The sequence below is a fragment of the Microtetraspora sp. NBRC 16547 genome (assembly GCF_030268965.1).
Taxonomy (GTDB): Bacteria; Actinomycetota; Actinomycetes; order Streptosporangiales; family Streptosporangiaceae; genus Microtetraspora.
On sequence record NZ_BSSE01000024.1, the window covers coordinates 58758 to 75680 of the forward strand.

The following is a 16923-nucleotide window of genomic DNA, read 5'->3' on the forward strand; positions in this document are numbered from 1 at the left end:
TCAGTGTCCTCGGGACGTCAGGAAGTGGGCGATGTCGAGGAACTCGGCGCGGACCGCCGAGGGCATGTCGGCGTCGGCGAGGTGGCGCTCCGCCGCGTCGAGCCGGTGCTTGGCCTCGGTCTCGGCCCAGGCGCGCCCGCCCGCCTCCTCGACCAGACCGGCAGCGTCGCGCAGATCGGACTCCGAAAGCGGCTCCGTACCGGCCATCAGGGCGGCGAGCCGCTCGCCCGCCCGGGTGCCGCTGGTGAGCGCGGCGACGATCGGCAGGGACTTCTTGCGGGCCCGCAGGTCCGAGAGCACCGGCTTCCCGGTCGCGGCCGGGCTGCCCCAGATGCCGAGCAGGTCGTCGGCCAGCTGGAAGGCGAGCCCCGCCTCGGCCCCGAACGCGGCCAGGGCCGCGACGAGCGGATCGGGGCCGCCCACCGCCAGAGCACCGATCGAGCAGGCGCAGGCCAGCAGTGCGCCGGTCTTCTGGGTGGACATCTCGCGGCATTCGTCCAGGCTCACGTCGGAGCGCCGCTCGAACTCCAGGTCCAGCGCCTGCCCGGCGATCAGCCGCCGGGTCGCGGCGGCCAGGCAGCGCGCCGCTGCGACGAGCCCCGGGTCGCCGTCCTCCAGCAGCACCTCACCGGCCAGCGACAGGAGCGCGTCCCCGGCGAGGATGGCCGACGACTGGCCGAAGACGGTCCAGGCCGCGGGCCGGTGCCGCCGCATCCGGTCCCCGTCCATGATGTCGTCGTGGAGCAGCGAGAACGCGTGCACGAGCTCGACCGCCGCGGCCGCCGTCAACGCCTGCTCCGTGCCCGCCGCCCTGGCGGACAGAACGGCGAGCGCCGGTCGCAGGGCCTTGCCCCCCGGCGTGACGGGCCGGCCCATCGGGTCGGCCCAGCCGAGGTGGTAGGCGGCGACGCGCCGCGTGATCGGGTCGAGCCGGGCCACGGCGTCGCGCAGCACGGGCTCCACCAGCCCGCGGGCGGCCGCGACGGTCGGCGGGATGACCTCCCTCACCGGGCCGCCTCCGTGTCGAGAGTCGCCGTGTCGAGAGTCGCCGTGTCGAGAGTCGCCGTGTCGCGAGTCGCCGTGTCGCGGGTCGCCGTGTCCCGAGTTGCCGTGTCGCGAGTCCCCATGTCGCGAGTTCCCGTGTTCGGAATCCCCGCGTCCAGATGACGCCTGGCCAATCTGGCCGCGTTGAGTCCGCTGCGCACGGCCGCCTCCATCGTGTCGGGCCAGCCCGTGTCGGTCCACGCGCCGGCGAGGAACAGTCCGGGCCACCGGGTGGCGGCCTCGGGGCGGAGCGCGCCGCTGCCAGGACCCTGGCGGAAGGTGGCGCGACGTTCTCTGGTGACGAAGAAGTCCGTGACCCGGGCCCGTCGTGCGCCGGGGAAGAGCTGTTCCAGCGCCAGGACGAACACGGCCCGGGCCCGCGCGGTGGGCGTGTCGATCCAGCGGTCGGCGGCCGACACGGAGACCGCGAGGTACTGGCCGTCGCGCAGCCCGGCCACCCGCGTCTTGTCGAACACCCACTGCACCGGCGACCCCACGACCGCGGCGAACGGCAGGTCGGTGACCCGCCGGTCGTAGACGACGTGCACGTTGACGATCGGGCTGGCGGACAGGCCGCTCCAGCGCTCCCGGTCCGGCGCCGCGTCCATCGGGACGAGCCGCGCGGCCTGCTCGTGCGGCGTGGCGACGATCACCGCCGACGCCTTCACCCGCGTGCCGTCCACGACGATCATGGGGCCCGGTTCGATCGCCGTGACCTTCGCCGACAGCCGTACGACACCGCCGTGCCGGGTGATGGCGGCCTGCGCGGCCGTGCCGTGCAGCTCGCCGAGCGGCACGGTGGGCACGCCGATGTCGGCCGCGTCCGCCCGGCCGAACAGCGCGGTCTGGAACACCATCGCCGCGGGGCCGAGCGCCGCGTCCCCGGCGCACACGTTCAGCGCGGCCACCGCGAACAGCTCCCACAGGACGCGCCGCGCGGCGTCGCCCTGCCCGTGTGCGGCCAGCCAGGTCGCGAGGTCCACCCGGTCGAGCGCGGGGTCGGCCGGGTCGAGCCGCCGCAGGGCGAGCGAGCCGCGCATCGCGCGCAGCCGGTCGGCCGGCGCGAGCAGCGGGTACCGCGCCAGCGCGGGCAGGAGGTGGAACGGCCCGGGTAGCGCGGACCGGCGCAGCCGCGCCGTCCGGCCGTCCGGGGTGAGCACCCGCACGTCGAACCGGTCCTGCACGTCCACCCGGGACGCGCCGCCGAGCCGGTCGAGCAGCCCCCGGTAGGCCGTGCAGCAGCGCAGGAACACGTGCTGCCCGTTGTCGACCACGAGGCCGTTGCGCACGAACGAGTGCGTGGCGCCCCCGAGCCGCGGCCGGGCCTCGTACAGCGTCACCGGGTGGCCGGCCTCCCCGAGCGCCACGGCGGCGGCGATGCCCGCGAGGCCGCCCCCGACGATCGCCACCGGAGCCCGCGTCATCGGCCCGCCCCCGCGAGCGCCCGCGCCGCGACCATGGCTTTCGCCCAGGGCGGCAGCGATAACCGAGCGGACAGCGCCACGGCGGGGTCTGCCGCGATGCGGTCGAGCAGGCACCGGTAGATCCCGGCCATCGCCGCAGTGCACGCCGCGCTGCGGGTGTCGAGCAGGGGCAGCAGGCGCATGCCGTCCGCGAACCACTCGCGGGCGCGTACGGCCTCGTAGCGGATGAGTGTGGCGAGCCGGTGCGGCGGATCGGTGAACCGCCCGGCGCCGTCGAGGGTCAGGGTGCAGCCGAACCGCTCGAGATCCTCGATCGGCAGGTAGATCCGCCCGGCCAGCCGGTCCTCGCGCACGTCTCTGAGGATGTTCGTGATCTGCAGGGCCACGCCGAGCGCGTCCGCGAGCGGCGTGGCCGCCGCGGGGTCGTCGGTGCCGAAGACGCCGAGCGAGAGCCGCCCGATCGACCCGGCGACGCATCGGCAGTACGACAGCAGCTCGTCGAACCGGGCGTACGTCGTGCCGCGCACGTCGGCGGCGCAGCCGTCGATCAGCTCGCCGAACGCGGCGAGCGGCAGCGGGTAGCGCCGCGCGGCGTCGTGCAACGCGATCAGCACGAGGTCCTCACGGCCGTCACGGTTGTCACGGCCCTCGCCGTCGTCCCGGCCGTCCCGGCCGTCCCGGCCGTCCCGCTCGCCGCGGAGCTCCGGCGGGCCGTCCAGCGCCTCTCTGGCCGCGGCCAGCTGGGCCAGCCGCTGCCCGACCGGCCCGTGGCCGTCGGCGATGTCGTCGATCCGCCGGGCGAAGGCGTACACCGCGCTCAGCGCGCGGCGCTTGGGCGCCGGCAGCAGCCGGAGGCCGTAGGAGAAGTTCCGCGCCTGCCTGCGCATGATCTGTTCGCAGTGTCGGTACGCCTCAGGAACGCCCACGGCTCGCCCCCCTTCTCACCAGGATGCGCAGCCACGCCCGCATCAGGCGCGTCCCGCGCGGCCGTACGGCGCGGCCGAGAACGTCGTAACCGGCCTGCCGCAGCGCGGCGATCGTGGCGTGGCCCCCGGCGAGGTAGCCCGCGATGGCGAGCCGGGCCAGGCCGCCCACCGAGGCGACCAGCGGGGCCCCCTCGTTGAGCAGCCGTTCGGCCCGTTCGGTCTGCAGCGCGACCACGTTGCGCAGCCGGCCGGGGGTGCTCGCCGCGGCGAGGTCGGCGTCGGTGCAGCCGAACCGCCGGAGGTCCTCTTTCGGCAGGTAGATCCGGCCCCGGGCGTAGTCCTCGCCGACGTCCTGGCAGTGCTCGATGATCTGCAGCGCCGTGCAGACCCGGTCGGACAGGTCGAGGCGGTCGGGGGCGGCCAGGCCGAACACGTGCAGCACGATGTGCCCGACCGGGTTGGCGGACAGCTCGCAGTAGCCGAGCAGCTCGTCGAACGTCTTGTACCGGGTGATCGTCTGGTCGCGCCGGTTCGCCTCGACCAGCCGGTGGAAGGGCTCCGCGGGGATGGAGAACGCCGTGACCGTCTCCTCGAGCTCGCGCACGGCGGGCAGGTACGGCGTCCGACCGGCGTAGAGACGGTGAAGGTCGGTTTCCACGGTGTCGAGCAGGCGCAGCGGGTCGCCGTTCCCGGGTTCGTCGCCGATGTCGTCCACGAACCGCGCGAAGCCGTACACCGCGAGGAGGTGATGACGATAACCGCGGGGCAGCAGCCGGGAAGCGACCGGGAAGTTTTCCCGGCGCGCTTTGAGTGCGACGTCCCGAACGTCGTCTCCCCCCGATGACATAAATTGAGGCTGTCCGTCGTGGGCTGGTATAAACACGGACGCCCAGCTCATTGGGGTTTAGCGGACAGGAGCAGGGCGAATATTTTGATATCCGGATGTGCCGCCGAATTTCTGAGAATTCATCGGCGGCTATTTGCCGAACGGGCCGTTTAAACCGGGAATCGCGGAAATCGGAGGTCGGTCTTCCGTGTTTTCAGCAGACGCCGTGGTCCCGCAGGGGCCCGATCAACAGGCCCGCCGAGCGGCAGGCGTCCACCAGCCGGGGCAGGGCGCCGAGCGCCGACCGCCAGGCGCCCGGATCCGAGGTGTGGTCGGAGTCGTGCAGCAGGAGAGTGGCCCCGCCGCGCAGGCCGGGCGTCATGGCCGCCACCACGGAGTCCGGGGTCGCCGAGCGGGTCCAGTCCCGGCCCCACACGGTCCACAGCACCGGCCGCAGCCCGCGGAGCCGGGCGGCGATCAGTGTCTCGGCGCTGAGCACGCCGTACGGCGGGCGGTACCACCGGGGGACCGTCCCGGTCACGGCGGTGACCAGGTCGGCGGCCCGAGCCAGCTCGGCCGCCATGCGTCCCGGGCGGGTGACGAGCGCGTTGTCGTGGTGCCAGCCGTGCACGGCGATCTCGTGGCCGCACGCGGCGACGCGGCGGCCGAGCGCGGGATGGCGGTCGAGCATCTCGCCGAGCATGAAGAACGTCGCCCGGCAGCCGAGCCGGTCCAGCTCGTCGAGGAACCGCGGTGTGGATCGCGGGTCGGGGCCGTCGTCGAAGGTCAGCGCGACATGGTCGCCCGCGCCCACGCCCGCGATGCCGGGCAGCAGGCGGCGTACGGCGGGCAGCCAGGTCGCGGCGGGGCCGGCATGCAGCAGGGCCAGCCCGGCGAGGCCGGCCAGCGCGGGCGCGATGCGGCGCGTCCCGCTGTTTTCCCAGGTCGTTTCCCAGGTCACTCCGTCAAGTGTGCGGGAGAGGTGCGGCGATGCCAACGCGGCGCACGGTCCTGATCCTCAGCGCGAGCATGGGCGCGGGGCACGACGCCGCCGCGGCCGAGCTGGCCAGGCGGCTGGCCGCCGCGGGCGTCGACGCCGAGGTGACCGACGTCCTCGACCTGCTCCCGTTCCGGCTGGGGGCGGCACTGCGCGGCTGGTACGGCTGGATGATGCGCTCCGCCCCCTGGTCGTACGCGCTGATCTATCGCGCCTTCTTCGCGTCGGGGAGTGTGCCGTCGGTGTCGCCGCTGACGGTCCTGGTCGCGGCCCGGCTGCGGAGGCTGCTGCTCCGCCGGAGACCGGACGAGGTGGTGTCGGCCTTCCACCTGGCCGCGCAGGCGGCCGGGCACCTCCGGGCGCGTGGCCTGCTGCCGGTCCCGAGCACAGTGCTGCTCACCGACTTCGCGGCGCACCGGTTGTGGCTGCATCCGGGGAACGACCGGTACCTGTGCCCCGACCCGGCCACCGCGGACGCGGTGCGGGCGGCGACCGGGCGGCCCGCCTCCTGGCACGCCCCGCTCGTCCGCCCGGAGTTCCTGATGGACGGGGCCACCGCCCGGCCGCGCCCGGACGAACGGCGAGGCGACCGGCCGGTCCTGGTCTCGGCGGGTTCCTGGGGGGTGGGCGGCGTCGAGCGGACGGCCCGCATCCTGGCCCGCTCCGGGCGGTACGTGCCAGTCGTCCTGTGCGGGCGCAACGACGAGCTCCGCCGCCGCCTGCGCCGCCATCTGGGGCGTGCCGGGGTGGCGCTCGGCTGGTGCGACGACATGCCCGCCCTGATGGCCGCGGCGTACGCGCTGATCGACAACGCGGCGGGACTGACATGCAGGGAGGCGATGGCGGCGGGGGTGCCGGTGATCTCCTATCTGCCGATCCCCGGGCACGGGCGCGAGGGCGCGCTGGCGATGGCCAGGGCCGGGCTGAGCGTCCACGCCCGTGACGCGGCCGAGCTGCTGGCCGCGCTCGACCGGATCGGCGAGGAGGGCGGGCGGGCGCGGCACGCGGCCCCCGGAGCCCGGCTGTTCGCCGCCGCGCCCGCCGAGTCGTTCTTCAATCTTTCTGTCCTGTCAGGTCGTCCTGGCGGACGTGCGGGGACTGGGCCAGCCTGACGCTGCCGTAGAAGATCAGGCCCACACCGATCAGTTCGAACACCATCCACGGGCCGAGCCGGATGCTCTCGCCGAAGAGCGCGACGCCGAGCCCGATGCTCGCCACGGGGTCGCTGACGTTGAGCGTCGGCTGGACGACGACGAGATTGCCGCTCTGCAGGGCGTTCTGCAGCACGAACACGCTGAACAGCCCCGCGGCCACCATGGCCCACACCGGCCAGGTGGTCAGCACGGCGGCCCGCTCCGTGTCGAAGAGGCGGGTGCTCTCCTTCATCAGCGCGGCGGTGAAGGCGAATCCCAGGCCGGACGTGATCCCGAGCAGCGCCGCGCGGTACGGGCCGCGGGTGATCCGCGCCATCCCGATCAGGTACGCGGTGATGCCGCCGCAGACCAGCGTGGCGATCGTCCAGTCGGCGGGGCCCGGCGTGCGGTGCCCCTGCCCGGGGCTGGCGGAGGCGAGCAGGGTCGCGAGCCCGACGGTCACACAGACGATGGCCAGCCACGCGTTCCGGTCCAGCCTCACCCCGTACATCAACCAGATGATGAGCATGGTGAACGGCAGCTCCGTGATGAGCAGCGGCTGCACCAAGGCGAGCGTCCCGAAGTTCAGCGCGCTCGCCTGGAGGAGGAAACCACCGATCAGCGCGCCGATGCCGCCCAGCCAGACCGGCTTGCGCATCATGTCCCACATCAGGGACAGCTTGAAGGCGTCGCTCGGCGGAGCGGTCCGCGCCGCCCGGCGCTGCAGCACCGAGGAGTACGCGTTGCAGGCCGCCGCGAGCACGGCCAGGATCACCGCGATCACCGGCGCCCGGCCTTCCGTACGCGGCGCCGTCCGACAGTGGTGGTCATAGGGCCGAGCATCGGGGAACCGGCACCCGGCGCAAGCGACCCACGCCGGACACGGCTGGGCCGCGACCCACGTTTGCCTGCCGCTTGGCCGCCGAGCAGAAGCGAGCTCCGGGCCACCTTGCTATGTTCCTTCTGATCCGATCCGCATGATTTCGGGCGGTTCGGGCGGAGGGGACGACGAGCGGACGGCGGGAGCGTGACGGTGCGGTTGAGACTGCGGGCCCGCCTGCGGTACTGGTTCGACGGCACGATGGACCGGGGCACCCCCGCGTTGATCGGCTGGCTGGGGCTCGCCTCCATCGCGCTCATCGCGGTGGTCACGATCCTGATCGTCCTCCTCACCAACGAGGACACCGAGCTCAACAACGGCTGGATCGGCGTGGCCTGGATGAGCCTGCTGCGCACGCTCGATCCCGGCACCATGGGCGACGACACCGGCAGTCCGGTCTTCCTCGGCCTGATGCTCACGGTCACCGTCGGCGGCATCTTCATCGTCAGCGCCCTCATCGGTGTGCTCACGACCGGCCTGGAAGCACGGATCGCGCAGCTCCGCAAGGGCCGGTCGCAGCTCATCGAGCGCGGACACACCATCATCCTGGGCTGGTCGGAACAGGTCTTCACGGTGATCGGCGAGCTGGTGACGGCCAACCAGAGCGCCCGGCGCTCGTGCGTGGTGATCCTCGCCGACCGCGACAAGGTCGGGATGGAGGACCAGATCCGCATGCGGGTGCCCGACACCGGCCACACGCGGGTGATCTGCCGCTCAGGCAACCCGCTCAAGCGGGCCGACCTCGAACTCGTCAGCCCGGACACCGCGAAAGCGATCATGGTGATGCCGCCGCAGGTCGAGGACGCCGACATCGACGTCATCAAGGTGCTGCTGCTCCTGAACAACCGGACGTGGAGCGGCAACCGCCGCCCGCACATCGTGGCCGCGGTCCAGGACTCGGAGAACCTCGCGGCGGCCCGGCTCGCCGCCGGGGAGTCGGCGCTCGTGATCGACGCCGACGACATCACCGTCCGCATGGTGGTGCAGTCACACCGGCAGGCCGGCCTGTCCACCGTGTGCACCGACCTGCTCGACTTCGCGGGCAACGAGATCTACTTCCGGCCCGAGCCCGCCCTCGTCGGCCAGAAGTACGGCGAGGTGCTCAACTCGTACGAACTGGGCGTCCCGATCGGGGTGCACAAGGCCGACGGGCCGGTGCTGGTCAACCCTCCGGCGGACACCCCGATCGAGGCGGGTGACAGCATGATCCTGGTCGCCGAGGACGACCTGCTCATCCGCCTGGCCGACCAGAGTCCACCGATCGTGGAGAAGGCGATCACCACGGCTCCCGAGCGGGAGCCCGTGCCCGACCGGACGCTGCTGATCGGCTGGAACGCCCGCGCCACGAAGATCATCGACCTGCTCGACCGGCTCGCCCCGCCGGGTTCGGTCGTGGACATCGCCGCGCCCCACAGGCCCGCGTACGCCGTGGAGAGCACCAGGGAGAACCTGCTGGTCGGGTACAAGGTCTGCGAGCCGACCAGCAGGCGGTCGTTGGAGGCCCTCGACCTCGGGACGTACCAGCACATCGTCGTGCTCTCGAACGACGGTGTCGACCCGGACCGCGCCGACGACCGCACACTGGTGACGCTGCTCCACCTGCGTGACATCGAGGTGCGGCTGGGCGACCCGTACTCGATCGTCACGGAGATGAACGACGACAACAACCGCGAGGTCGCGCAGGTCACCAAGGCCGACGACTTCATCGTCAGCAGCAAGCTGATCTGCCTGCTGCTGACCCAGCTCGCCGAGAACCGGAACCTGTACGCGGTCTTCGCCGATCTGTTCGACCCGGCGGGGTCGGAGATCTATCTCAAGCCCGCGCCGGACTACGTGCTGCCGGGCGTCGAGGCGAACTTCGCGACCGTCATCGAGTCGGCACGGCGCAGGGGAGAGGTCGCCATCGGATATCGGCGGGCCCGCCACAGTGACGAACCCCCGGCGTACGGTGTGACGCTCAACCCGCCCAAGTGTGTGCCGCTGGTCCTGGGGGACCGCGACCAGGTCATCGTCGTCGCCGAGGACTGAACCCCGCCTGCGGCCGGAACACCGGAGCCGGGCACGCACGGGGCCGCGGGTCACAGCAGTCCCAAGGCGTCCTGCTCGCCCCGGCTCTCGATGACCTTGTTGATCGCGTCCACCATCTCCTGCCGGCTGTAGCTGCGGTCGGGCATCTCGTTCAGATGCGTCAGCATGTCGGCCGGCAGGCGTACGTGCGCGGACGCCGAGGCGTACACCTCGCGGCGGGTGGCCCGCTCACGATCCCGGAAGACCTCGTCCAGGACCTTCTGCATCTCCTCAAGCGCGGCATGGTCGAGCATGACCACCCCTCCTTCGTCGCATTCATCGCCCCTACCCGCGCAGGGCTCGAGCACGCGTCGCGGGGTGCTCCCCCGCCGCGGTCAGTACGACTTGAGGGAGATGGAGGTCGCCGCCTTGTGGATGTTCTCCGTGATGCGCTGGGCCATGCGGGAGGAGCCGGGCATGTGGGGCAGCAGCCGGAGCATGAACATCTGGAACTTGATCTGGAAGGCGGACTTCATGACCATGCCCTTGAGGTTGCCCTCGGCGAGGTCCTGGTTGGCCGTCACGAAGGGCCGCAGCTCCCGCTCGTACGCGGCGAACGCGGCGGTGTGGTCACCGGACGCGGCGGCCAGCTCCCCGGCCAGGACGTACGCGCCGACGAGGGAGAGGCTGGTGCCCTGCCCCGAGGCGGGGGAGGCGCAGTAGGCGGCGTCGCCGACGAGGGCGACCCGGCCCGTGGACCAGGTGTCCATGTGGATCTGGCTGAGGGAGTCGTAGTAGAAGTCCGGGGCCTCGGTCATGCCGTCGAGCAGCCGGGGGATCTCCCAGCCGTGGCCGGCGAACCGCTCGGCGACGGTCTTCTTCTGCCCCTCGACGTCGTGCCGGTCGTGGGCCTGCCCGTCCGACGAGAAGAGGAACATCGCCCTGGCGTCGGTGGCGCGCGCCGTGGAGTACATGAGGGCGGTCGCGCCGGGGAGCGCCCGGCCCATCTCGGTGCGGTCCAGGTTCAGGTGGTTGGGCACGGTGAAGATCGAGATGTGGCAGCCGAGGTCGCGGGCGAACCGCCCCTCGTCGCCGAAGGCCAGCCGGCGGACGTTGGAGTGCAGGCCGTCGGCCCCGACGACCAGGTCGAAGACGCGTGAGGGGCCGCGCTCGAAGGTGACCAGCACGCCGTCGTCGGTCTCGGTCATCGAGGTGATCGAGTCGTCGAAGATGTACTCCGCCCGGTCCGCGGTGGCCTCGTAGAGGAGGCGGCCCAGGTCGCCGCGCATGATCTCAACGTCGGCGTCCTCCCGGCCGCCGAAGAGCTCGGCGTCCATGGTGGCCATCACCTTGCCGTGGGCGTCCACGAAGTGAGCCGCCTTCATGTCCGTGCGCAGCGCCCGCACCTTGGGCAGCAGGGCCATGCGCTCCACGACGTCGAGGGCGATCCCCCGGATGTCGATCTTGTAGCCACCGTCGCGGGGGGCGGGAGCGCGCTCCACGATGGTCGGGGCGAAGCCGTACTCGCTCAGCCAGTACGCGAGCGTGGGGCCGGCGATGCTGGCGCCAGAGATCAAAACCGTCTTCATGGGGGACTCCTCAGGTTCGGGCCGTTCTGGCCGTCTGCCGTCCACTGTACAAATGTCTCAGAAAAGTGTCTAGTACAAATGTCTCAGACGTAAGTGTTAGGGTGCGAGGCATGGGAAATCGGGAAGATCTGCTCGCCGGAGCCAAGCGCTGCCTCTACGAGAAGGGGTACACGCGCACCACCGCGCGCGACATCGCGGCGGCGTCCGGCACCAGCCTGGCCTCCATCGGCTACCACTTCCGGTCCACGAAGGCCCTGCTCAACGAGGCGCTCGTCGACACCATGCGCGAGTGGGGCGACGAGCTGGAGCGGGCGCTCGGCACGGACACCGGCATGCGCCCCGGCTCACAGGAGCGGTTCGAGGCGATCTGGGAGCGGGTGGTCGGCTCGTTCACCGAGCGCAGACCGCTCTGGAGCACCCAGTTCGAGGTGATCACCCAGCTCGACCACCTGCCGGAGATGCGCGAGGTGTTCGGCGCCGGTCTGGAGGAGGCGCGGTACGGCCTCGCCGAGATCTTCGACCCGGACGCCGACCCCGAGACGCTCCGCGTGACCGGCCGGCTCTACCACACGCTGCTCAGCGGCCTGCTGTCGCAGTGGCTGATCGACCCCGAGCACGCGCCCACCGGACGCGACCTCGCCGAGGCGATCAGAGCCGTCGCCGCCGGTTTCGGCCGCTGACCTCGGCGACGACGAGACCGCGTGCGGCCGGGAGCTGACGGACCGCTCAGAGTGATGGGCCGCTCGGGGTGGGAGTCGGGGTGAGGGACCGTGAGCCGGGGAGGGAGGAGTATTCCCGAATGCGATGTTCCAGGCGATTATTTCTCCAGTTCGGCGGTGTCGGCGTGGCCGGAGCGCTGATCTCGGGGTGTGCGGAGCACGCGTACGTCGAGCGCCCCGGTGATCCTTCCTTCGCCCTGCTGCGCCGCCGGTGGCGGGACGTGACGGCGGGGTCGGGGTTCGACCCGGCCGCCGAGCCGTACCGGACCCGGCTGGCGAAGCTGGGGACGACGGCGGCCGGTTACCGGGACTCGATGGCGCCGACCGGCGCGTCGCTCTGGCCGGATCTGGCGTTCCCTTCCTTCACCGGCACTCCGGCGCGGCTGCGGGCCATGGCCCGCGCGTACGCGCTGCCGGGGACCGGCCTGACCGGTGACGCGAACCTGGCCGCGGCCGTCTCCACCGGCATCGACCACTACCGGCGGCAGGTGTACGCCGCGGACGCGGACCCGGTCGGCAACTGGTGGAACTGGGAGATCGGCGTCCCCAAGAAGCTCCTCGACGCGGCCGTGCTGATCGGTCCGCACCTGACGGACCGGCAGAGCAGGGCGCTGCGGGACGCGGTGGACCACTTCCTCCCCGAATGCCGTCTGGACGACTACAGCGGCACCAGCACCGGGGCCAACCGGGTGGACCTGTGCACGGTGACCCTGCTGCGCGCCATCCTCAGATCCGACCCGGACAAGGCCGCCCTGGCCGTCTCGGCGCTCTCCCCGGTCTTCCCGTACGTCCACGAGGGCGACGGCTTCTACCGGGACGGCTCCTTCATCCAGCACGCGACCGTCCCCTATCAGGGCGGGTACGGAGCGGTGCTGCTGTCCGGCCTGGCGACACTGTTCGCGGTGTTGCGCGGGTCGCCATGGGAGATCACCGACCCGAACACGCAGATCGTCTTCGACGCCGTCGAGAGGTCGTTCGCGCCGTTCATCCACGACGGCTTCTGCATGGACCTCGTCAGCGGTCGCGGGATCGACAGGAGACCGTACGGCGACCACGAGAGGGGACGCGGGATCGCCTCCTCGATCCTGCTGCTCGGGGACGCGGCCTCGGCCGCCGAGCGCGCCCGCTGGCAGGCCATGGTCAAGGGGTGGGCGCTGCGGGACACCTGTGTGTCCATGTTCAGGGCGGCCGAGGGCGACGATCTCGGGTTCCATGCCCGCCTCGCCGCGATTTCGGGTGACGACGCGATCCCCGCGGCCGATGAACCCGTCGGGCACCGGCTCCAGACGGTGAGCGCCCGCGCCGTCCATCGCCGGCTTGGCTGGTGCGCGGGGCTCAGCATGGCCTCCCACCGGATCGGCCACTACGAGCACGGCAACGGCGAGAACCCGCGTGGCTGGCACACCGGCTCAGGAATGCTCTACTGGTGGGGCCAGGGCCACGGCGACCAGTACTCCGACTCCTTCTGGCCCACCGTCGATCCCTACCGCCTGCCGGGCACGACGGTCTCCACCCGGCGGCTGGCCGACGGCGCCGGTGAGGGCTGGGGCGACACCTGCCCGCCGGGCCGCTGGGTGGGCGGCGCCACCGACGGCGTATACGCGGCGGTCGGCCAGCACCTGAACGGCTTCGAAAGCACGATGGAGGCCTTCAAGTCGTGGTTCTTCCTCGATGACGCCGTGCTCTGCTTGGGTGCCGGGATCACCAGTGAGGACGGCGTCCCGGTCGAGACCATCGTGGACAACCGCAGAACCGACGCGCTCCTCACCGTGAACGACCCTGTGAACGACCCTGTGAACGACACTGCGGACGACCCTGTGGACGACCCCGTGGACGACGCGGCGGGCTGGGCGCACCTTGAGGGGCATGGCGGCTACGTCCTGCCGGGCGGGGCCCGCCTGCACACGCTGCGCGAGGAACGCACCGGCGGCGCGAACCCGGTGACCCGCGCCTATGTGACCCTCTGGCTCGATCACGGCGTCGATCCCCGCTCGGCGGGTTACGTCTACCTGCTCCTGCCGGGTGCGAGCCTGGCGGAGACCCGGGCCCGCGCCGCCGACCCCGGCTGGGTCCGCGTCCTCGCCAATACCGCCCGGCAGCAGGGCGTCCGGGTCCCCTCGTTGGGGATCACCGCCGTCAACTTCTGGAACGACGGCGCGGCCGGCGGCCTGGCCGCCTCGGCCCCGTGCGCGGTCCTCGTCAGGGAGGGCGGCGACGGTACGGCCACGCTGACGGTGTCCGATCCCCGGTGTGACCTGAACGAGCTGACCGTGATCTGGGATCGGCCGGTGGCCGAGGTGCTCCACGGGCACCCTCTCCTCGTGAGCGCCGCGACCGGCGCCGCGCTCACGCTCGTATTCGGGCGTCTCGCCGACCGAGGCGGCAGCTCCCAAACGGTCACCGTGCGCCTCGTCTAAGCCTTGTCCAGCAGGCCGACCTGCCCGCCTACGGGCTGAAGTTTTTCACTACTGTGGCGAAGATTCTTCAGGAACACCCCATGTATGCGATAGAAGATCACCCGTACCTACTGTCTCTTCTTGGGGTATACGTGACAAAGTTCCTTCGAATTGTGACGGCGCAGACGTTCGCCGCCCTCTTCTTCCTTGCCGCCTTCTCCGGCCCTGCCCATGCCGACTCGACCGAAAGCGATGCTCAGATCGCCGCCGAGTGGCAGACCGCGTGGGACACCTACAAGTTCTCCGACACGAAGCCACCCGCCGCGGGCTCAGGGCGGAGCCGGGTCACGACCAGCATCTCCATCGACATCACCGCCCCCGCCAAGCAGGTCTTCACCTCGTACTCGAACATCAACAACCACATGGGCGGCAACCCGTTCCTGAAGCGTGTCGTCACCCACAAGGACTGGCGCCGGGGTGACACGCGCTACATCAACCTCACCGCCATCGAGGACATCCCGTACGAGGGCACGATCGTCACCAGCAAGACGCACGCGCAGCAGCGCCTCCACAAGGAGGACCTCTACTACGAGACGGACACCTGGTCGCTGCCCAACGTCGTCACGCACCAGAAGATCGTTTTCACCAAGCTGAGCGGCGGGAAGACCCGGGTGACCGAGCGCCTCACCTTCGACGCGGACGACTCGATGATCGACTTCGTCGTCACGAACGGCGTCGCCTCCCACCAGCAGAACCAGGCCTACCTCAAGCAGGCGATCGAGAGCGGCGCGATCTGATCCGCAGTCGGGCGCGGCATCCGCTTTCGCGAGGTACCCCCGTGGCGGGGCATCCGATCGGATGACCGGGCCCGCGCCGGGCGCCACCGTGGACGAGCATCTCAGGGCACGTCCACGGTGGCCCCATCCGCTGCCTCGGCGCGTCAGCGTCCGGTCAGGCCGAGCGCGGCGTCGACGATGGAACCGGTGTCGATTAGTTGGCGACCGACGGGTCCGCGACGGCCTCCCAGATCGCGCCCTCGTCCAGCTCGGCGTCACCGATCAGGCTGATGAACCGGCCGGCCGGAGGCGTCGTGTCGAACCGCTCGTGTCATGGTGCGTGGAGAGTCCAGCTCTTCTCGGTAGCGGTCTACGCGTGCGACACGCCCGCACGCGCGGGAGCCGGGCGGTGCGCGGCGAGGGCCTGATCGAGGTCGGCCATCAGGTCCTCGTGGTCCTCCAACCCGATGGAGAGCCGGACCAGGCCGTCGGACGGGCGGGCGTCGGGGGTGACGGGCCGGTGCGTCAGCGACGCGGGATGCTGGATCAGCGAGTCGACGCCGCCCAGGGACACCGCGTGGGTGAACAGGCGGACCGCCGATGTGAGGTGCCTGGCCTGCTCCAGACCTCCGCGGAGGTCGATCGAGATCATCGCCCCGGTGCCCTTCATCTGCCGGTTGAGCAGTCCCCGCGGATCCTCCGCGATCCCGGGGTAGTGCACACGGGAGACGCTCGGGTGGGTGCTCAGCCACGCGGCGATGCGCTGGGCGTTCGCCTGCTGCGCGCGGACCCGGATCGGGAGCGTGGCGAGCCCCCGGTGCAGGAGGTACGCGCCGAGCGGGTGGAGAAGGGCGCCCGTGATGGCGCGGACCCGTCGCAGCGCGGCCGCCTGCTCCTGGTCGCAGGCGATGACACCGGCGATGACGTCGCCGTGCCCCCCGAGATACTTGGTCGCGCTGTGCAGGACCATCGAGGCGCCGAAATCGACGGGGTTCTGCAGGATCGGGGTGGCGAACGTGTTGTCCACGAGAACGGGAACGCCGCGGGCCGCCTCGACGACGGCACGGATGTCGACCAGGTCGAGTGTCGGGTTGGCGGGCGTCTCCAGGATGATCAGCGCCGTGTCCGGCCGAAGCGCCGCGGCGACGCCCTCCGCCGTACAGAACGTCGCCTCGGCGCCGAGTACGCCCGAAGCCAGCAGGTGATCGGTCCCGCCGTAAAGCGGCCGGACCGCCACGATGTGGCGGCGGCCGGTCTCCCGCGTCGTCGCGAGGATCGCCGCGGTCGTCGCCGCCATACCCGATGAGAACGCCACGGCGGCCTCGGTGTGCTCCATCCGCGCCAGCGCCGACTCGAATCGGGCCACGGTCGGGTTCCAGAGCCGCCCGTAGACGGCTCCGCCCTCCGCGTACGGCGTTCCCCCGCCGGCCATGGCCTCGTACGAAAGGCCGCCGACCTCGACGTCCGGCAGCGGATTGGTCGACGACAGATCGATGGGAAGCGCGTGGACACCGAGTTCGGCGAGGTCCTCGCGGCCCGCGTGGACGGCGATGGAGTCGAGCTGCAGCCGAGGCGAGATCATGCGGCAACCATGAGCGAATCCGCAGCGACTTTCAATGCTCATTGCGGAAACTAGCGCTGTTCGCCAGGATCAGTGCAGATTCAGCAACAGGAGCACTGATGTCCGAGCTGGCGTCGAAGAAACCGCAACACGCTCCGGGGACCCTCGACGGTACCGACCTGGCCATTCTCGCCGCGCTCGTGGAGGACGGCCGGATGACCAACGCCGCACTCGCCGCCCGCGTGGGAGTCGCCGAGTCCACGTGCGCGTACCGGGTGCGCGCGCTGAGGCGGTCGGGTGTCATCGCGAGCGTCAACGCGCGGCTCAACCTCGGCGCGCTCGGCCACCCGATCCACGCGATCATCAAGGTCCGCCTGGGAAGCCACAACCGAGAGCACGTCCGCAACCTCTACGACAAGCTGGTCATGGTGCCGGGGGCGCTGACGGTTCTCCACGTGGGCGGCGACGACGACTTCCTCCTGCACGTGGCCGTGGAGAGCCCGGAGAAACTCCGAGATCTCATCCTGGAACACGTGACCATCTACCCGGTGGTGCGGCAGACGGAGACGCAACTGGTGTTCGAGGTGCGCGAAGGTCGCGGTGTGCTGCATCCGTGAACGTCACAGTGAACGGCTCCGGCTACTG

The 16923-nt window shown here is 71.4% G+C and carries 15 protein-coding genes; 6 read left to right on the forward strand and 9 right to left on the reverse strand.

Going from position 1 to position 16923, the window contains the following annotated elements; all coding sequences use genetic code 11:
- From QSK17_RS27220 to QSK17_RS27240, 5 genes are all read right to left on the reverse strand, one after another.
- Positions 1-1008, reverse strand: a complete 1008-nt coding sequence (locus QSK17_RS27220; RefSeq protein ID WP_285708204.1) for a polyprenyl synthetase family protein — start codon at positions 1006-1008, stop codon at positions 1-3.
- The gene (gene hpnE, locus QSK17_RS27225) at positions 1005-2468 is read right to left on the reverse strand and encodes a hydroxysqualene dehydroxylase HpnE (protein ID WP_285708205.1); all 1464 of its coding nucleotides are present in this window, start codon (positions 2466-2468) and stop codon (positions 1005-1007) included. The genes QSK17_RS27220 and hpnE overlap by 4 nt, the downstream gene beginning before the upstream one ends.
- A complete protein-coding gene (locus QSK17_RS27230) occupies positions 2465-3394 on the reverse strand; it encodes a phytoene/squalene synthase family protein (RefSeq protein WP_285708206.1) in 930 nt (309 codons plus the stop codon). The genes hpnE and QSK17_RS27230 overlap by 4 nt, the downstream gene beginning before the upstream one ends.
- Complete coding sequence (gene hpnC, locus QSK17_RS27235; RefSeq protein ID WP_285708207.1) at positions 3381-4241, reverse strand: squalene synthase HpnC; 861 nt, start codon at positions 4239-4241, stop codon at positions 3381-3383. The genes QSK17_RS27230 and hpnC overlap by 14 nt, the downstream gene beginning before the upstream one ends.
- A 193-nt stretch (positions 4242-4434) precedes the next feature.
- Entirely contained in the window at positions 4435-5181 is a 747-nt protein-coding gene (locus tag QSK17_RS27240) for a polysaccharide deacetylase family protein (protein WP_285708208.1), read from the reverse strand.
- A 29-nt stretch (positions 5182-5210) separates the two neighbouring features.
- Between QSK17_RS27240 and QSK17_RS27245 the strand changes: the two genes are divergently transcribed.
- Entirely contained in the window at positions 5211-6329 is a 1119-nt protein-coding gene (locus QSK17_RS27245) for an MGDG synthase family glycosyltransferase (protein ID WP_285708209.1), read from the forward strand.
- On the opposite strand, the gene QSK17_RS27250 is transcribed toward QSK17_RS27245, so the two are convergent.
- Positions 6271-7134 carry a DMT family transporter gene (locus QSK17_RS27250; RefSeq protein ID WP_285708210.1) on the reverse strand — a complete coding sequence of 288 codons (864 nt, stop codon included), beginning with the start codon at positions 7132-7134 and terminating at the stop codon, positions 6271-6273. The genes QSK17_RS27245 and QSK17_RS27250 overlap by 59 nt on opposite strands.
- A 249-nt stretch (positions 7135-7383) precedes the next feature.
- On the opposite strand from QSK17_RS27250, the gene QSK17_RS27255 reads away from it, so the two are divergent.
- Entirely contained in the window at positions 7384-9258 is a 1875-nt protein-coding gene (locus QSK17_RS27255) for a CASTOR/POLLUX-related putative ion channel (protein WP_352231852.1), read from the forward strand.
- Positions 9259-9308: 50 nt separating this feature from the next.
- Here the strand turns inward: QSK17_RS27255 and QSK17_RS27260 are convergent, their stop codons facing one another.
- Complete coding sequence (locus QSK17_RS27260) at positions 9309-9551, reverse strand: hypothetical protein (protein ID WP_285708211.1); 243 nt, start codon at positions 9549-9551, stop codon at positions 9309-9311.
- A gap of 81 nt (positions 9552-9632) precedes the next feature.
- The gene (locus tag QSK17_RS27265; protein WP_285708212.1) at positions 9633-10826 is read right to left on the reverse strand and encodes an FAD-dependent monooxygenase; all 1194 of its coding nucleotides are present in this window, start codon (positions 10824-10826) and stop codon (positions 9633-9635) included.
- A 110-nt stretch (positions 10827-10936) separates the two neighbouring features.
- Between QSK17_RS27265 and QSK17_RS27270 the strand changes: the two genes are divergently transcribed.
- The 3 genes from QSK17_RS27270 to QSK17_RS27280 all read left to right on the forward strand — a co-directional run bounded on the left by QSK17_RS27270 (position 10937) and on the right by QSK17_RS27280 (position 14738).
- A complete protein-coding gene (locus QSK17_RS27270; protein ID WP_285708213.1) occupies positions 10937-11506 on the forward strand; it encodes a TetR/AcrR family transcriptional regulator in 570 nt (189 codons plus the stop codon).
- 119 nt (positions 11507-11625) lie between these two features.
- Complete coding sequence (locus QSK17_RS27275; protein ID WP_285708214.1) at positions 11626-13962, forward strand: polysaccharide lyase 8 family protein; 2337 nt, start codon at positions 11626-11628, stop codon at positions 13960-13962.
- 152 nt (positions 13963-14114) lie between these two features.
- Positions 14115-14738, forward strand: a complete 624-nt coding sequence (locus QSK17_RS27280) for an SRPBCC family protein (protein ID WP_285708215.1) — start codon at positions 14115-14117, stop codon at positions 14736-14738.
- A gap of 349 nt (positions 14739-15087) precedes the next feature.
- Here the strand turns inward: QSK17_RS27280 and QSK17_RS27285 are convergent, their stop codons facing one another.
- The gene (locus tag QSK17_RS27285) at positions 15088-16299 is read right to left on the reverse strand and encodes a trans-sulfuration enzyme family protein (protein ID WP_285708216.1); all 1212 of its coding nucleotides are present in this window, start codon (positions 16297-16299) and stop codon (positions 15088-15090) included.
- A 98-nt stretch (positions 16300-16397) separates the two neighbouring features.
- On the opposite strand from QSK17_RS27285, the gene QSK17_RS27290 reads away from it, so the two are divergent.
- On the forward strand, positions 16398-16895 hold the full coding sequence (locus QSK17_RS27290; RefSeq protein ID WP_285708217.1) for an Lrp/AsnC family transcriptional regulator: 498 nt from the start codon (positions 16398-16400) through the stop codon (positions 16893-16895).
- Positions 16896-16923: the final 28 nt, after the last annotated feature.

Coding starts and splice junctions, on each gene's coding strand:
- QSK17_RS27270 (WP_285708213.1), top strand. CDS start 10,937: ATGGGAAATCGGGAAGATCTGCTCGCCGGAGCCAAGCGCTGCCTCTAC.
- QSK17_RS27260 (WP_285708211.1), bottom strand. CDS start 9,551: ATGCTCGACCATGCCGCGCTTGAGGAGATGCAGAAGGTCCTGGACGAG.
- QSK17_RS27275 (WP_285708214.1), top strand. CDS start 11,626: ATGCGATGTTCCAGGCGATTATTTCTCCAGTTCGGCGGTGTCGGCGTG.
- hpnE (WP_285708205.1), bottom strand. CDS start 2,468: ATGACGCGGGCTCCGGTGGCGATCGTCGGGGGCGGCCTCGCGGGCATC.
- QSK17_RS27285 (WP_285708216.1), bottom strand. CDS start 16,299: ATGATCTCGCCTCGGCTGCAGCTCGACTCCATCGCCGTCCACGCGGGC.
- QSK17_RS27265 (WP_285708212.1), bottom strand. CDS start 10,826: ATGAAGACGGTTTTGATCTCTGGCGCCAGCATCGCCGGCCCCACGCTC.
- QSK17_RS27290 (WP_285708217.1), top strand. CDS start 16,398: ATGTCCGAGCTGGCGTCGAAGAAACCGCAACACGCTCCGGGGACCCTC.
- hpnC (WP_285708207.1), bottom strand. CDS start 4,241: ATGTCATCGGGGGGAGACGACGTTCGGGACGTCGCACTCAAAGCGCGC.
- QSK17_RS27245 (WP_285708209.1), top strand. CDS start 5,211: ATGCCAACGCGGCGCACGGTCCTGATCCTCAGCGCGAGCATGGGCGCG.